The 14,701-nt window shown below is 59.7% G+C and carries 12 protein-coding genes and 1 pseudogene; 10 read left to right on the top strand and 3 right to left on the bottom strand.

Going from position 1 to position 14,701, the window contains the following annotated elements; translation table 11 throughout:
* The first annotated feature begins 533 nt into the window (after positions 1–533).
* The 6 genes and pseudogenes from HNQ50_RS01105 to HNQ50_RS01080 all read left to right on the top strand — a co-directional run bounded on the left by HNQ50_RS01105 (position 534) and on the right by HNQ50_RS01080 (position 8,249).
* A complete protein-coding gene (locus HNQ50_RS01105) occupies positions 534–1,463 on the top strand; it encodes a branched-chain amino acid ABC transporter permease (RefSeq protein ID WP_184096695.1) in 930 nt (309 codons plus the stop codon).
* A gap of 163 nt (positions 1,464–1,626) precedes the next feature.
* Positions 1,627–2,778: a branched-chain amino acid ABC transporter permease gene (locus tag HNQ50_RS01100; protein ID WP_184096693.1), complete on the top strand. Its 1,152-nt coding sequence runs from the start codon at positions 1,627–1,629 to the stop codon at positions 2,776–2,778.
* Positions 2,771–3,541, top strand: a complete 771-nt coding sequence (locus HNQ50_RS01095) for an ABC transporter ATP-binding protein (protein WP_184096691.1) — start codon at positions 2,771–2,773, stop codon at positions 3,539–3,541. Before HNQ50_RS01100 ends, HNQ50_RS01095 begins: the two co-directional genes overlap by 8 nt.
* The gene (locus tag HNQ50_RS01090; protein ID WP_184096689.1) at positions 3,538–4,254 is read left to right on the top strand and encodes an ABC transporter ATP-binding protein; all 717 of its coding nucleotides are present in this window, start codon (positions 3,538–3,540) and stop codon (positions 4,252–4,254) included. Before HNQ50_RS01095 ends, HNQ50_RS01090 begins: the two co-directional genes overlap by 4 nt.
* Positions 4,255–4,531: 277 nt before the next feature.
* On the top strand, positions 4,532–5,281 hold the full coding sequence (locus HNQ50_RS01085; protein ID WP_184096688.1) for a YdcF family protein: 750 nt from the start codon (positions 4,532–4,534) through the stop codon (positions 5,279–5,281).
* A 93-nt stretch (positions 5,282–5,374) separates the two neighbouring features.
* Positions 5,375–8,249 (top strand): annotated as a pseudogene (locus HNQ50_RS01080) (autotransporter family protein).
* A gap of 20 nt (positions 8,250–8,269) precedes the next feature.
* Here HNQ50_RS01080 and HNQ50_RS01070 read toward each other — a convergent pair.
* Positions 8,270–9,217: an NAD-dependent epimerase/dehydratase family protein gene (locus tag HNQ50_RS01070; RefSeq protein ID WP_184096682.1), complete on the bottom strand. Its 948-nt coding sequence runs from the start codon at positions 9,215–9,217 to the stop codon at positions 8,270–8,272.
* Positions 9,218–9,359: 142 nt separating this feature from the next.
* On the opposite strand from HNQ50_RS01070, the gene HNQ50_RS01065 reads away from it, so the two are divergent.
* From HNQ50_RS01065 to rarD, 3 genes are all read left to right on the top strand, one after another.
* A complete protein-coding gene (locus HNQ50_RS01065) occupies positions 9,360–9,944 on the top strand; it encodes a TetR/AcrR family transcriptional regulator (protein ID WP_221302937.1) in 585 nt (194 codons plus the stop codon).
* Between the two features lie 49 nt (positions 9,945–9,993).
* Positions 9,994–10,482 carry an AtaL-like protein gene (locus HNQ50_RS01060; protein WP_184096678.1) on the top strand — a complete coding sequence of 163 codons (489 nt, stop codon included), beginning with the start codon at positions 9,994–9,996 and terminating at the stop codon, positions 10,480–10,482.
* 72 nt (positions 10,483–10,554) lie between these two features.
* Positions 10,555–11,424, top strand: coding sequence for an EamA family transporter RarD (gene rarD / locus HNQ50_RS01055; RefSeq protein WP_184096676.1), 870 nt, complete (start codon positions 10,555–10,557; stop codon positions 11,422–11,424).
* Positions 11,425–11,651: 227 nt separating this feature from the next.
* Here the strand turns inward: rarD and HNQ50_RS01050 are convergent, their stop codons facing one another.
* Together HNQ50_RS01050 and HNQ50_RS01045 are read right to left on the bottom strand one after the other, a co-directional pair.
* Positions 11,652–12,536, bottom strand: a complete 885-nt coding sequence (locus HNQ50_RS01050) for an NAD(P)-dependent oxidoreductase (RefSeq protein ID WP_184096674.1) — start codon at positions 12,534–12,536, stop codon at positions 11,652–11,654.
* Positions 12,537–12,554: 18 nt separating this feature from the next.
* Positions 12,555–13,646 carry an NADH:flavin oxidoreductase/NADH oxidase gene (locus tag HNQ50_RS01045; RefSeq protein ID WP_184096672.1) on the bottom strand — a complete coding sequence of 364 codons (1,092 nt, stop codon included), beginning with the start codon at positions 13,644–13,646 and terminating at the stop codon, positions 12,555–12,557.
* Positions 13,647–13,888: 242 nt separating this feature from the next.
* On the opposite strand from HNQ50_RS01045, the gene rquA reads away from it, so the two are divergent.
* Positions 13,889–14,599 (top strand): rhodoquinone biosynthesis methyltransferase RquA, encoded by a 711-nt coding sequence (gene rquA, locus HNQ50_RS01040; protein ID WP_184096671.1) that lies wholly within the window; start codon positions 13,889–13,891, stop codon positions 14,597–14,599.
* The last annotated feature ends 102 nt before the right edge of the window (positions 14,600–14,701 follow it).

Genomic DNA, 14,701 nt, shown 5'->3' with positions numbered 1-14,701 from the left:
CAGACAGACGGCCCGCAGCCTGACAAACTGCGGGCCGTTTCATTTATCCGCCGCACCAGCACGGTGCAAAACACGACACCAACGCGGTGCTCCCCGCTTGGCCAGCGCCGCATTTTTCCGCCAGGTTGGGGCCCCGCACAGGGCTGAGCAACTACGGGCACGCATCCTGCTTGGGCCTGCAAGGCAAGCCAGGACCGGGTTTGCGCTGTTTGCACCCATTCTGTGAACTCGGCCCCACACCGCGTCGCAGCAAGTTTGCGTGGCGGCTTGGGAATATGTCACAAATGCAAAACTAAAGACTTGACTGTAAGGGAAAGCAGCAGGTGTCCGCTAAAAACCACCGCGGGTAAGGTTGATCGGAGCAACTGTTATGGTTGATTTCATAGCTGACTGCACCCTTTGCAACCACCGTGGGAATGCCAGGCCAAGCCTGCCACAAACCAGGACGGGCATTCTGGCCAGCGGGCGCCATCAGCGCCTGATCCACTGGTTCGCCAGTCATGAACAAAGCAGTCATCAGAGGATGAAGCAACGTGGATATTTTTCTGCAACAGATCATCAATGGTCTGGTGATCGGCAGCATTTATGCGCTAATCGCGCTGGGTTACACAATGGTGTACGGCATTATGCAACTGATCAATTTTGCCCACGGCGAAATTGTCATGTTCGGCGCCATGGTCACCATTACCTGCATTAACGTCCTGGTTGGCCACAACATTCATCTGCCCGGGCCATTGATGTTGCTGGCCGGTCTGGTCATGGCCATTCCGGTGTCCATGCTGCTGGGGTTTGCGGTAGAGCGGATTGCCTATCGCCCCTTGCGCCGCGCACCGCGGCTGGCGCCACTCATTACCGCCATTGGCGTATCCATTGTGCTGCAACAAGTCGCCAGCCTGATCTGGGGCCGCAGCTACCGGCCGTTTCCGGAAATCCTGCCGCAAACCGTGCATGACTTTCATGGTGCAGCGATTACCGATCTGCAAGTGGCCATCATCATCCTGGCCGTTGTGCTCATGGGTGGTCTGTTTTTCATGATCGAAAAAACCCGCCTGGGCCGGGCCATGCGCGCCACGGCACAAAACCCGGAAGTGGCCGGGCTGATGGGCGTCAACATCAACAACATTATTTCCATGACCTTCATTACCGGTTCTGCGCTGGGCGCAGTAGCGGGCGTGATGGTAGCTGCCAACTATGATCAGGCCCATCCGTATATGGGCTTTCTGATTGGCCTGAAAGCCTTTACCGCCGCAGTGCTGGGTGGCATTGGCAATCTGCAGGGCGCGGTGCTGGGTGGTATTACGCTGGGGATTATCGAGAGCCTGGGTTCGGGCTATCTGGGTGATCTGACTGGTGGGTTCCTGGGTAGCAATTACAAGGACATCTTTGCCTTCCTGGTGCTGATCCTGGTGCTGGTGTTCCGCCCGTCCGGCCTGTTGGGCGAACGTGTAGCAGAGCGCGCGTGATCATGCCCCTGTATACGAACATATCAAAGACAGCATGGCTCCCGGCAAAGCCGGGCGCAAACGGGCCGTGGCATGGCAACATGCGCACACCCTTGTTTCAATCCGGCTCCCCCCGCCCTCGCCGCCGCGAGGGAGCCTCGTTACACTCGCAGGGGTAAACCTGATGCCCGTTGTTTTTCTGAAAACCCGCCGTCAGCGCCAGATTGGTCTGTTCATCTTTGCGGGCATTCTGCTGGTCTTGCCCTGGGTGCTGGGCGCCGGCTTTGAAAGCGGCAAGTCCTGGATCCGGGCGGTGGACTTTGCGCTGCTGTACATCATGCTGGCGCTGGGCCTGAACATTGTGGTGGGCTTTGCCGGCTTGCTGGATCTGGGTTATATCGCCTTTTACGCCGTGGGCGCGTATTGCTATGCCATTTTCAACTCGCCGCAATTGCAGGCCGTGATGCCACTGTGGCTGCAACACCCACCCTTTTTGATCATGGTGGTGTTGTGCGCGCTGGTGGCCTGCGTGTTCGGGATTTTGCTGGGCACGCCCACCCTGAAACTGCGTGGCGATTATCTGGCGATTGTGACGCTGGGTTTTGGCGAGATTGTGCGTATTTTCATGAACAACCTGGACCGGCCCATCAACATTACCAATGGTCCGCAAGGCATCAACAATATTGATCCGGTGCATCTGGCCGGGTACAACTTCGGCAAACCGATCTACTGGATGGGCCTGAAGTTCGAGATGGTCCACACCTACTACTACCTGATTCTGGCGTTCTGCTGCCTGATCATCTTTGTGACCCAACGCCTGCAGTATTCCCGCATTGGCCGCGCCTGGGTGGCCATCCGTGAAGATGAAATTGCCGCCAACGCCATGGGCATCAACACCCGCAATGTCAAACTGCTGGCCTTTGCCATGGGTGCGTCGTTTGGCGGTGTTTCCGGCGCACTGTTTGCCAGCTTCCAGGGGTTTGTCAGTCCGGAGTCCTTCGTGTTGATGGAATCCATCATGGTGCTGTGCATGGTGGTGCTGGGGGGTATGGGCAATATCCCGGGCGTGATTCTGGGGGCGATTCTGGTCTCCATCGTGCCGGAAATCCTGCGGGACGTGATCAACCCCTTGCAAGAGGGCCTGTTCGGTCGCCGCATTGTTGATCCGGAAAACCTGCGCATGCTGCTGTTTGGTCTGGCCATGATCATCATCATGCTGCTGCGCCCGGAAGGCTTGTGGCCTTCACGCCGCCGCCGTGCCGAGTTGCACCCCACCGAGGCAATCGCTGAACAAGAGAAGTCCGACATGCAGGACGCGGAGCGGGTTCATGGCTGACACACTGCTGAATATTGAGGGCATACACAAACGTTTTGGCGGCTTGCATGCGCTGAACGATGTAGGTCTGACCATCAACAAGGGCGAAATCTACGGTCTGATCGGCCCCAATGGCGCCGGCAAGACCACGCTGTTCAACGTGCTGACGGGTTTGTACCAACCCGATGAAGGCAAGTTTGTCTTTAACGGCATCAACCTGTTCCGGCAAAAACCGTATGTGGTGGTGGAAAGCGGTATTGCCCGCACCTTCCAGAACATTCGCCTGTTTGCCAATATGACCGCGCTGGAAAACGTCATGGTCGGCCAGCATGTGCGCACCCGCGCCGGGGTGCTGGGTGCGGTGTTCCGTGGCCCGAAAACCCGGGCAGAAGAAGCGGCCATTCGTGCACGGGCGCTGGAATTGCTGGCCTATGTGGGCATTGAAAAACATGCAGAGGAAGCCGCGCGCAATCTCTCTTATGGGGATCAGCGCCGGCTGGAAATTGCCCGCGCCCTGGGCACCAACCCCACCCTGCTGGCGCTGGATGAACCCGCCGCCGGCATGAACCCCAAAGAAACAGTGGCGCTTAAGGCCCTGCTGGAAAAAATCCGCGGCGATGGCGTGACCGTGTTGCTGATCGAACATGATGTCAAACTGATGATGGGGCTGTGCGATCGCATTGCCGTGCTCGATTACGGCAAGAAAATTGCCGAAGGCGTGCCGGCACAGATCAAGAACGACCCGCGCGTCATTGAAGCTTATCTTGGAGTTGCCCCGGAATGAGTACACCGCTGTTGCAAGTGAAAGACCTGAAAGTGGCTTATGGCGGCATCCAGGCGGTGAAAGGGATTGATCTGCAAATCAACCAGGGCGAACTGGTGGCGCTGATTGGTGCCAACGGCGCAGGCAAAACCACCACCCTCAAGACCCTGGTGGGCATGATCAAACCCGTCGGGGGGGAAATCCTGTATGACGGCCAACCCACGGCCAGGCTGCCCTCTTATGCCTACGTGAAACACGGTCTGGCGATGGTGCCGGAAGGCCGCGGCATATTCTCTCGCCTGACGGTAGAAGAAAATCTGCAAATGGGCGCGTACACGCGGGATGACAAAGCCGATATCGCCATTGATATGGAACGCGTCTACCAGTTGTTTCCACGCCTGAAAGAGCGCCAGAAGCAACTGGCGGGGACGCTGTCTGGCGGCGAGCAACAGATGGTGGCCATGGGTCGTGCCATCATGAGCCGCCCGCGCTTGTTGTTGCTGGATGAGCCCTCCATGGGTCTGGCGCCCATCATCGTGCAGAAGATTTTTGAAATCATCCGCATGATTGCGGCCGAGGGCGTCACCATGTTGCTGGTGGAACAAAACGCCCGGCTGGCTCTGCAAACAGCCAACCGCGGTTATGTGATGGAGTCTGGCAAGATTACGCTGGCCGATACGGCAACCAATTTGCTGGCCAATGAGAGCATCCAGCATGCGTATCTGGGTGAGTGAGATATGCAGTGGGTAAGCCCAGACCTGTACGGCACAAGCACTATTTCACGCCCACCACCACTTCGTCATTCCGGCCTTGAGCCGGAATCCAGCCCGCCCGCCGCAGGCGGGCTTTCACTGGCAAACCACAGTCAGTGCCTGCAGCAACTATATTTACATCTGGATTCCCGCCGAATGACGAGTCTGGAGTCTCCCCTCCTCACTCCTCACATCACCAAACACCCCCCACACAAAAGCAGGCACAATCCGGCACACCTTTCCCTGAACGTCGACTTGCATGATCGCCCCTTCATTTCTGGTCAAAAACAGCCTTGCTGCGCTGATGCTGCCGCCAGGTTTCAATCTATTGCTCGGCTTGCTGGTGCTGGTTTTGTGGTCTCGCCGGCCGCGTTTTGCGCGCGGTTTGCTGGCGGCCAACCTGGCGACGCTCTGGGTTTTCTCCACCCCAGTGGTCAGCACAGCGTTGATTGGCTCGCTGGAGCCACCGCCCGTCTCCGCTGCGGCGCTGGCACAAGTGGATGCCATCGTGTGCCTGGGCGGCGGCACCTTGTTTGGCGCGCTGCAAAACCCGGATGAACGGGACGTCAACGGCACCACGGCTGAACGTGTGCGTTATGCTGCACGCCTGACGCGCAGTACCGGCAAACCGCTGGCCGTGACCGGGGGTGCTGCTTATCAAGAGGCCACCAGTGAAGGCGAGCTGATGGCACGCGTGCTGCAGCAAGACTACGGCATCCGCCCCGCCTGGGTAGAAAGCAAAGCCATAGACACCCGTGATAACGCCACATTCCTGGCCCGCAGCATGCTGCCGCAATATCGGCGCATTGCGCTCGTCTCTAGCGCCTGGCATTTGCCACGTGCCGCACTGGTGTTCCGCAAGGCCGGGTTTGTGGTGACGCTGGCGCCTACGTCTTATCAATCCCGCCCGCCGTTTAGTCTGCTGCAGTTGCTGCCCGATGCCCAATCACTCAGCACCAGCTATTGGGCTTTGCATGAGTGGCTTGGCGCGTTGTGGTATCAGCGCTGAACGGCCTGGTCGCCCCAGTTTTTGCCTTGAAAGCACGCCCTGGCAATTGCCTGGCCGCGCACTAAAATAAAGCGCAACAACTTCGGCAGCATCATGCTGGCTTGCGCCCGGACCACCCGGCGTCAGCGGTTTGCTTGCCAGAAGTCCTCCGTACAGAGGGGATCTTTGATGCGCCAGACTACGCCACCGAAGGGGGATGCCCCGATCAGGCGGTTCATCCTCATGACCGGGCTGCTGAGCCCGCTCGGTCACGCCCAGATCACCCTGCCCTCCAGCACGGGCGTCACGGTGACTTTAAATAGCGCGTATCCGGGCGAAGCCAGCTTCACCCTGCCTGCGGGTAGCCAGATCAGTAATGCCGGCACGGCAGTCACTGGCGACAATACGCAGGATTGGCAATTTACCAATTACGGCACGGTGCAAAACAGCGCCACCGTCGCGGCCTCTGCACTCAAACTGGGTAGCCTTGACGTGGTTACCACCGGGATTGCCAGCCGGGTCGATAACTACGGCACGATTGTGTCGAATGCCAGCACCAGCGGCGGTCCTTCCGGGGTGCAATTCACCCATGGTGGCATCGTTTACAACTATGCCGGTGCGCTGATTTCCGGCCCGGACGGGGTCCACACCGATACCGCATCAGTTGCGGTTTATAACGATGGGGAAATCCACTCGACGGTCTCCTCGGCCATTTATACCGGGCGGGGCGCGTTGATCGAAAACCATGCCACCGGTGTCATTAGTGGCTACCGGGGTATTGTTTCCAATGGCGCTTACCCCGTCGACATCAAAAACGAGGGGACCATCTCCACCAGTAACAATGCCCTCTGGTTCTTTGGCGGTGGCGTGTATTCACTGCTCAATACGGCAAGCGGAGTCATTCGCGGCGGCAATCCCACCAATGCCACGGCGCTGTTTACCTCCGGGGCGCAAAGCCAGATCATCAACTACGGGTTAATCCAGAACCCGAGCAGCGGTTCTGCCATTGATTCCAGCGCGGATCAGAATATTTTCATCAACGCCGGGCGGGTTCTCGCCGGCGGCACCGCCATGGTGTTGTCGGGGGATGGCAATACCGTTTACAACCTGGGCCTGTTGTCCGGCAGTACCGCCATACAACTCACCGGCAATAACAACACCATCGTGCTGGGTTCTCATGTGGCTTTGCCTACGCTGGGGGTAGATGTGTACGGGCCGGGATCGAACCTGGTGGGTGACCTGACCAGCACAGGCGCCGATAGCTCAGTGCGGCTGACGGATAGCGGCAGTGAAGATGTGGCCATCACCGGCTTTGAACACTTGATCATGGCAGGTACAGACTGGACGCTCTCTGGCCGGATCGTCATGAGTGACACCGCCCCGGATGCGTTACATATCCAAAGCGGCACGCTGCTGCTCACCGGCACCTGGCAAGGCTCTGGCACGCAGATCGACCCGGGCGGCACGTTGCTGGTGGGCAATGCGACCACACCGGGCGCCACGCTGAACAGCCCGTTGGGCATCCGTAATGCGGGCACTCTGGGTGGCTATGGCCAGCTGATGGGTGACATCACCAACCAGGGGCAGATCAAGGTGGCGGACGCGGCAGCGACCCTGGGCACGCAGGGTAATGGCACGTTAACCGTGATCGGTGCGCTTACCAATGACGGCACGATTGATCTGCGCGGCCAGACACCAGGGAACCAGTTGCGTCTTGCGGGCAATTTGAACGGCCATGGCAATGTGTTGCTCAATACGGCCTTGGGCAATGACCGTTCGCTCACTGACCAACTGGTCATGGATGCCAGTCACGGTGCGGCCACCGCCAGCGGGCAGACGGCGCTGCAGATCACCAATAGAGGTGGTGCCGGGGACGTCACCGAGCGCGGCATTCTGGTGGTGGCACTGCAAAATGGCGCATCCACGGCGCCGGATTCATTTGTGCTGGCGGGCCGTGCGGTCGCCGGGCTGTACGAATATGCGCTGGTGCGCGATCCGCAGGACCAGCAATGGTATTTGCAATCAACCTATACCCCACCACCAACGCCGCCCGCACCGCCCACGCCGATCCCCCGCTATCGACCGGAAATCGGCGCGTATATTGGCAATGCCTACGCCGCGACCACCCTGTTCAATCATGACCTGCAGGATCGGCAAGCCGGTTGCAACAACACCGTGGTCGATGCCAGCCTTGAACCTTGCGCGGGCTGGGTGCGGCTGGCGGGCTCAGTGCTCGATGGCAGCGCGGTGCAGAACCAGGTCAACTTGCGTAGCCATCTGTGGTTGATCCAGGCGGGGACCGACATTGCCCGCTGGCCCGCCAATGCGGACGGACAGTTCCACCTGGGCATCATGGCCGGCTTTGGCCAGGTCAACACCTGGTCACAGGCCGATCACAATCCCAACCACGCCGCCGGCAGTGTCGATAGCTATACAGCCGGGCTTTATGGCACCTGGTTTGCTGACGATAGCCAACGCCTGGGGGCTTATCGATAGCTGGCTGCTCTATGGCTGGCAACGCAATCAAGTCAGCTCAGATGATCTGGCTACCCAGAACTATCATTCCAACACCTTTGCCGCCGCTGTCGAGACCGGTTACACCATCAGCGCCTCGCCCGTGAGTCTGACGCCGTTCGCCCAGTTCATCTGGAATCGCTACCTGGACAGCGTGACCTATGAGCAAGACACGCAGACCGCCGTCGAAACCGCCAATCCCCAAGGTTACGCCAGCCGTCTTGGCCTGCGCCTGAGTGCGAACAACCCGACCGGGCTTGCCCCGTTTGTGTCGATCGATTGGCAGCACGACTGGGGCGAAACAACCCTGACCATGAACAGCCGGACTGTCACGCTGGACCGCGCGGCAAACCGGCTGGGTCTGAAGGCGGGCGCGCAATACACACCAAGTGCGGATTGGCGCTTGCACCTTCAGCTAAGTACCCTGAGCGACAAGCAATTTTCTGCCGAGCTGGGTCTGCGCCACCGTTTCTGATTTTGGAGTTACCACGTCACTCAAGCGGCAGCCCGCGCCGCCGCCAGTGTCTGCCGGATGCCCTCGGCATAAGTGGTTTTATGAACGCTGCCCAGCAAACGCTGCAACGCGCTGTCATCCATGATGACGGGGTCCGTTTGCAGGTAATGCATCTCCACCAGTTCACGCAGCATGGGGTTGAACAGCCCCAGCAACCGCAAACCCGCTTTGCCCAGTACGCGCGTGCGCATACGGCTGCCGGCCTCGGCAAAAATCTGTTCAGCCATGGTTTTCTGGCTGATCACCCCTGCCCCGGCCAGATGCCACACCCGCCCCCATGCGCCAGGGTTTGCAGCCAGGCGCAACACCACCGCGCCGACATCCGGCACGTAGACAAACTCATGCGGCGTGTCGATCGGGCCGATCATGTCGGCTGCTTTGCCCGCCAGCGCCGCTTTGAACACGCCATCCAGCAAGCTTTTCTCCACGCCCGGGCCGTAAAAGTCCGGCAGGCGCAGCACCGTGCCCTGAATACGCCCGGCGGCATGCGCGGCCAGCAACAAGTTTTCTTGCTCCAGTCGACGCTGCCCCTTGAAGGTATGCGGCTGCCGCGGATGGTCTTCGGTGACGCGCTCTTGCTGTGGGCGGCCGTAGGAGTACACCGTGCCGATCAGGACAAACCGTTTTACGCCTGCGGCAATGGCCGCTTCCAGCGTGCGTTTCATCAACACCGGGTGCAGTTCAAACTGCCAGTACGGTACACCGACCGTGTAAATCAGCGTATCCACGCCTTGCAGGGCAGTTGCAATGGAAGCCGCGTCTTCGGGGTTCCATGTCACGCATTCGACCAGCGGGTCTGCCCCAAATTGCGTTTGCAATGCGCTGTGCGAACGCGCGATGGCCCGCCACGGCTGGCCGGCCTGGGCCAGTACCGCGCCGATGCTGTTACCAATGGCGCCAGTAGCGCCTACCAATGCAATTTTTGCCATGCCCGACTCTCCTGTGAACACATTAATATTTACTGAACAGTGTTAACTAAACAGTGTTCATAATATATTGACGCTTCATTTCGTCAAGCTCTAAACTGAAGTCATGGCTATTTCAGACCGAAAAGAACGACAGAAGGCGCAATTGCGCGAACTCATCCTGGAGGCTGCCCGCGAGATCGTGGTGCGGGAGGGTTTTGCTGCGCTATCGATGCGCAAGATTGCGGAAGCTATTGAATATTCGCCTGCCACCCTCTATCTGCATTTTGAGAATCGTGACGCCATCGCCCGCGCCATTTGCGCTGCCGGCTACGCTGACTTTGCGCGAGAACTGGTGCCAGCCATGGAAAGCGAGCCGGATCCGGTGACGCGGCTAGAGATCATGGCGCAGTCTTATGTCGCATTCGGGCTGACTCATCCGGAAACCTACCGGCTGATTTTTATGGTCAGCCCGGAATACGCCAGTGCCTTGTCAGAAGGAAATGACGAAGAGCGCGCGGGTGAAAAAGCTTTTTTTGAATTGGTCGGCGCATTCACGCAATTGCGTGCGACCGGGCGTCTGCACGGTGACCAGACCGATCTGCAACTGGCAGAAATGCTCTGGGCCAGCCTGCATGGCATCGTCAGCCTGAAACTCACCTGCCCGCTGTTTATCAGCCAGAGCGCAGAAGAGATGGCGCAACAGCTGCTGCACACGCAGCTATATGGCTTGTTGCAGACGCCTGAATGAAACCGCAATACCCGCCGCGCCCGCCGCGCGGCCCCATGAGGAGTTAGTCGTGCACTTTGAACACCTGGTCCAGATCAATGACCCGCTGAACCCGCTACTGCAAGCCTTGACCGTAGAACAGGTCTGGCATGCCCTGCTCTGGCGCGCAGAAAAACCGCAGGACTTCCAGGAAGACATCACTGACGTGGTCATTCACGAACGCGGCGAGGACTTTCTGGTGCGCTCGTTCCGCCTGGGCAAGCTACATGTGCGCGACCATATTGAGTGGGAACACGGCCGCAGCATTGAATTTCGCACCCAGCCCAACGATGAGCACTCCGGCGGCAACCTGACCATCACCATCGAAACCCCGGATGAAACCCAGTTGTTTGTGCGCTTTACCTACAACACCCCGCTGCCGGAAACCGTCGCCCCGGGCAGCGATGATGCCAGCGATGCCTATTTTGCCTCGTACGTAAAATCGGCTTATCACGCAGCAGATGTGGATACCGTCCGGCGGATTCGGGAACTGGCCGCCACTGGCCTGTTGAGTCATTGAGTTAACGCAATATCCTTGCTATCAGGGCCGGGCGTAATACCCGGCCCTTTTTCTATCGAGTTCACCACCACCATGCGTCAAGGCGCCATTCAAGCCGCGCTGGCCTACCTGATCTGGGGGCTATTGCCGATTTACCTGAAATCACTCCATGGCGTCGCGCCGCTGGAAATCTTGCTGTGCCGCATGGTCTGGGCGCTGTTTTTTCTGCTTGGCGTGCTGCTGTTGCGGCGCCACTGGACATGGTTGGGCCGGGCCCTGCGTCAGCCACGGCTGATTGGCATTTTCATGCTGAGTGCCCTGCTGCTATCGAGCAACTGGTTCTTGTATATCTGGGCGGTGACCCATAACCAGGTGATCGATGCGAGTCTGGGTTATTTCATCAACCCGCTGGTCAGCGTGTTGCTGGGCGTACTGTTTTTGCACGAACGCCTGCGCGCGGGTCAGTGGGCAGCCATTGCCGTCGCCGCTGCCGGCGTGGTGTGGCTGACCGTGCAGGCCGGCCATTTGCCGTGGATCGCGCTGGGCCTGGCCGGGTCGTTTGGCGTGTACGGCCTGCTGCGCAAAACTGCCCCGCTGGGCGCGCTGGAAGGATTGACGCTGGAAACCCTGGTGTTGTTTCCGTTTGCGCTGATCTGGCTGGGCGTGCTGGCCAGCCGGGGCGAAAGTGCCCTTATCGGCGGGGAGGCGTCGCTACAGGGTTTGCTGGTACTGGCCGGCCCGATTACCGCCATTCCGCTCCTGTTGTTTGCAGCGGGCGCGCGCAAGATTCCCCTGTCTTTGCTGGGCTTGTTGCAATACATCGGCCCGACCGTCCAGCTGCTGCTGGGTGCCCTGCTCTGGCACGAACCCTTTTCCGGCCCACGCCTGCTGGGGTTCGGGGTGATCTGGCTGGCGTTGCTGCTGTATACGGCAGAAGGGTTTTATGTGGCGCGGAAGGCGTGAGGCGTGTAAGGCCAGACCTGTACGACACAACCACTGTTTCATGCCCACCACCACTTCGTCATTCCGGCGAACGCCGGAATCCAGGTGTAAACCTCTGTGCCGCAGGCACTGAACATGGTTTACCAGGGAAAGCCCACCAGCGGCGAGCGGGCTGGATTCCGGCGCAAGGGGGCGCCGAGGACCGGAATGACGAGTCTGGGGTAGGCCAGTCTACCCTTCCTCACACCTCACCCTTTCAGCCCCGCGTCTTCCCGCGCCAGGCTGGCAATGGCAGACCAGTCTGCCCCGTCCAGCCCTTGTGCCATGCCGCGCACAAAGCGGTCCCGCACCACGCTGGCAAACGGCAGGGGTACGTGGTGTGCTTCTGCTGCCTGCAGCACAAGGCGGTTGTCTTTCGCCCCCAGCGGCAAGGCAAAGCCGGGGTTCTTGTAACCACCGCTGGTAATGAGCTTGCCGTAGATCTGGTAGACCGGCGCGCCGAAGATGGTGCCCGTCAGCACCTCCATCAGTTTTTCAGGGTCAACGCCCGCCTTCTCCGCCAGCGCGGCACCTTCACCCAAGCCCTCGATCACGCAACTGATCAGGAAGTTGCCAATCAGCTTCACCACCGCCGCTTGCTGCGGTTGTTCTCCCACCTCAAACAATTTTTGACCCACCGCTTCCAACGCGGGCCGAACCCTGGCAATGTGTTCGGGCTGACCGGCGGCAACGACAAACAACTTGCCAGCTGCTGCTGCGTCCGGCCGGCCAAACACGGGTGCGGAGATCAGCGCGGAACCGTGACGCGCATGGGCAGCGACAAGTGACTCCACCAGCGCCTGGCTCACCGTGCTCATGCTGATATGGACAGCATTTTGCGCCAGGCCAGCCAGCAGGCCGTCCTCACCCAGTGTCACCGCTTGCAGCGCATGATCGTCCGCCACCATGGTGATCACCGCGTCTTGCCCTTGCGCCAGCGCGCGCGGGGTGGCAGCCCAGGCCGCGCCTTCGGCCAGCAGGCCATCTGCCTTGTCTTTGCTGCGGTTGTACACCGTGAGCGTGTGCCCGGCCACGATCAGGTTATGACCAATGCCGACGCCCATGCTGCCAAGGCCAATCAAACCGATTTTCATGGGTCTATCTCCGTCAATTCACAGCGGTTTACGCGGGGTCGAGCCCTTGGGCGCGGCACGCAGATATTGTTCTGGCCAGGTCGTGGTGGTGTGCAAGGCGGTGGCGGCATGCAACGGCCAGTACGGATCACGCAAGAGTTCACGGGCCAGTAGCACCAGATCAGCCTGGCCGGTACGCACAATGTGATCTGCCTGCGCGGGCTCGACAATCATGCCCACCGCACCAGTCGCAATGGCAGCCTCGCGGCGGATCTGGTCGGCAAAACGGGTTTGATAGCCAGGGCCGACCGGAATCGGCGCCACCGGGACAGACCCCCCGCTGGAGACATCAATCAGGTCTGCGCCAGCCTCTTTGAGCCAGCGCGAGATCACCACACTTTCTTCCGCAGTCCAGCCGCCCTCTACCCAGTCGGTCGCGGAGATACGCACAAACAGAGGCAGATCGTCCGGCAAGGCGGCCCGCACGGTGCGGGTCACTTGCAGTAACAAGCGGGCGCGGTTTTCCAGGCTGCCGCCGTACTGATCGGTGCGCTGGTTGGACAGCGGCGAGAGGAACTGATGCAACAGATAACCGTGGGCCGCATGCACCTCTACCACCTTGAAACCGGCGGCAACAGCACGATGGGTGGCAGCGGCAAAGGCCTCAACCACGCGGTCGATCCCGGCCTGATCCAGCGCAACAGGTTGCGGGTATTCCGGCGAGAACGGCACGGCAGAGGGGGCGACCACTTGCCAGCCACCTTCAGCCGGGCTGACTGCGCCATTGCCACACCATGGCGAGAAGGTGCTGGCCTTGCGGCCGGCGTGCGCCAGCTGGATACCCGGCACACTGCCCTGCTCACTGATAAAGCGGTTGATGCGGGCCAACGGTGCAATCTGTTCGTCGTTCCACAACCCCAGATCTTCCGGGCTGATGCGGCCTTCCGGCAGCACCGCCGTGGCTTCCTGAATGATCAAGCCAGCGCCGCCGACTGCGCGGCCACCCAAATGAACCAGATGCCAGTCATTGGCAAGGCCGTCTTGCGCGGAGTATTCGCACATGGGCGACACCGCAATACGATTGGGCAGGGTGATACCGCGTAGCTGGAACGGGGCAAACAGGTGGCTCATGGCGTTCTCCGGTCAGGGGTGGGAGGTAAAGGCGTTACGGCAGTCTACCAATAGACCAATCGGTCTAGTCAAGTTTTTTCCGCACTGCCGCAAAGGCGGCAAAACCGTCTGTGGCTGTGTACAGGCCAGATGTAGATATTGCACAGGCCCGTATTTATGCCAGTAGCAACTTGCGCCAGCGCAAAGGTCCGCCGTCAGCTGAACAGTACATTTTTGATTCTTTGATAATTCAGGAGTGTGACATGCCGCCAGAAACCACAACCCTGCCCCTTGATGATCCTGATTACGACGGTGTGCCCGAATACCTGATCACAGTTTACGACTGGGCCTACGTCAACCCGCGCCAGGTCAAGCGTCTGGATCACAACTGGGTGGTCAAAACCTTGTTGTTTGGTAACGATCAGCGGCTGATGCGCGCCTACCTTGATGAGATCAAACCGGGCGACAGTGTCTGGCAAGTGGCGCATGTGTATGGCGATCTGGTGCAGCGGGCAGCACAAAAAGTCGGGCCGACCGGGGTGTTCCACTTGTCTGACATCACTCCCGCCCAGGTACGGCATGGCAATGCCAAACTCTCTGGCGTGCCGTGGGCCAGCGTGTTCCGGGCGGACGCGGCCAGTTTTGCCAGCCACATCACGTACAATGTGATCTGCAGCTTTTTTCTGCTGCATGAGGTGCCGGAATCCAAAAAACAGGCCATTGTCGATCACATGCTGTCCCGCGTACCGCCGGGCGGAAAAGCCGTGTTTGTGGACTACCACCGCCCCAAACCCTGGCAACCCATCGGCTGGCTATTACGCCTGGTCAATGCATGGCTGGAGCCCTTTGCCCACGCGCTCTGGCAAAAGAGTATTCCTGAATACGCCCGCCACAGCGGGGACTTTTGCTGGACCCGCCGCACCTTCTTTGGCGGCGTTTATCAATGCACCATCGCCACCCGCCCACGCCAGTAATCTGCTGGTGATTCCCGCGCCGTCGCAAGTTGCCTTGTTAAAGGGCTCGACTCGCGGCGGCGCTTGCGTATAATGTGCTTTCGCGTAGTTTGCTGTCCGGCC

This window comes from Silvimonas terrae (genome assembly GCF_014202765.1).
Lineage (GTDB): Bacteria > Pseudomonadota > Gammaproteobacteria > Burkholderiales > Chitinibacteraceae > Silvimonas > Silvimonas terrae.
This window is presented reverse-complemented; position numbering and strand designations above follow the sequence as displayed.

Excerpts from the sequence above, each read along its gene's own strand:
- HNQ50_RS01100 (WP_184096693.1), top strand. The coding sequence starts at position 1,627 with ATGCCCGTTGTTTTTCTGAAAACCCGCCGTCAGCGCCAGATTGGTCTG.
- HNQ50_RS01095 (WP_184096691.1), top strand. The coding sequence starts at position 2,771 with ATGGCTGACACACTGCTGAATATTGAGGGCATACACAAACGTTTTGGC.
- HNQ50_RS01090 (WP_184096689.1), top strand. The coding sequence starts at position 3,538 with ATGAGTACACCGCTGTTGCAAGTGAAAGACCTGAAAGTGGCTTATGGC.
- HNQ50_RS01085 (WP_184096688.1), top strand. The coding sequence starts at position 4,532 with ATGATCGCCCCTTCATTTCTGGTCAAAAACAGCCTTGCTGCGCTGATG.
- HNQ50_RS01070 (WP_184096682.1), bottom strand. The coding sequence starts at position 9,217 with ATGGCAAAAATTGCATTGGTAGGCGCTACTGGCGCCATTGGTAACAGC.
- rarD (WP_184096676.1), top strand. The coding sequence starts at position 10,555 with ATGCGTCAAGGCGCCATTCAAGCCGCGCTGGCCTACCTGATCTGGGGG.
- HNQ50_RS01050 (WP_184096674.1), bottom strand. The coding sequence starts at position 12,536 with ATGAAAATCGGTTTGATTGGCCTTGGCAGCATGGGCGTCGGCATTGGT.
- HNQ50_RS01045 (WP_184096672.1), bottom strand. The coding sequence starts at position 13,646 with ATGAGCCACCTGTTTGCCCCGTTCCAGCTACGCGGTATCACCCTGCCC.
- rquA (WP_184096671.1), top strand. The coding sequence starts at position 13,889 with ATGCCGCCAGAAACCACAACCCTGCCCCTTGATGATCCTGATTACGAC.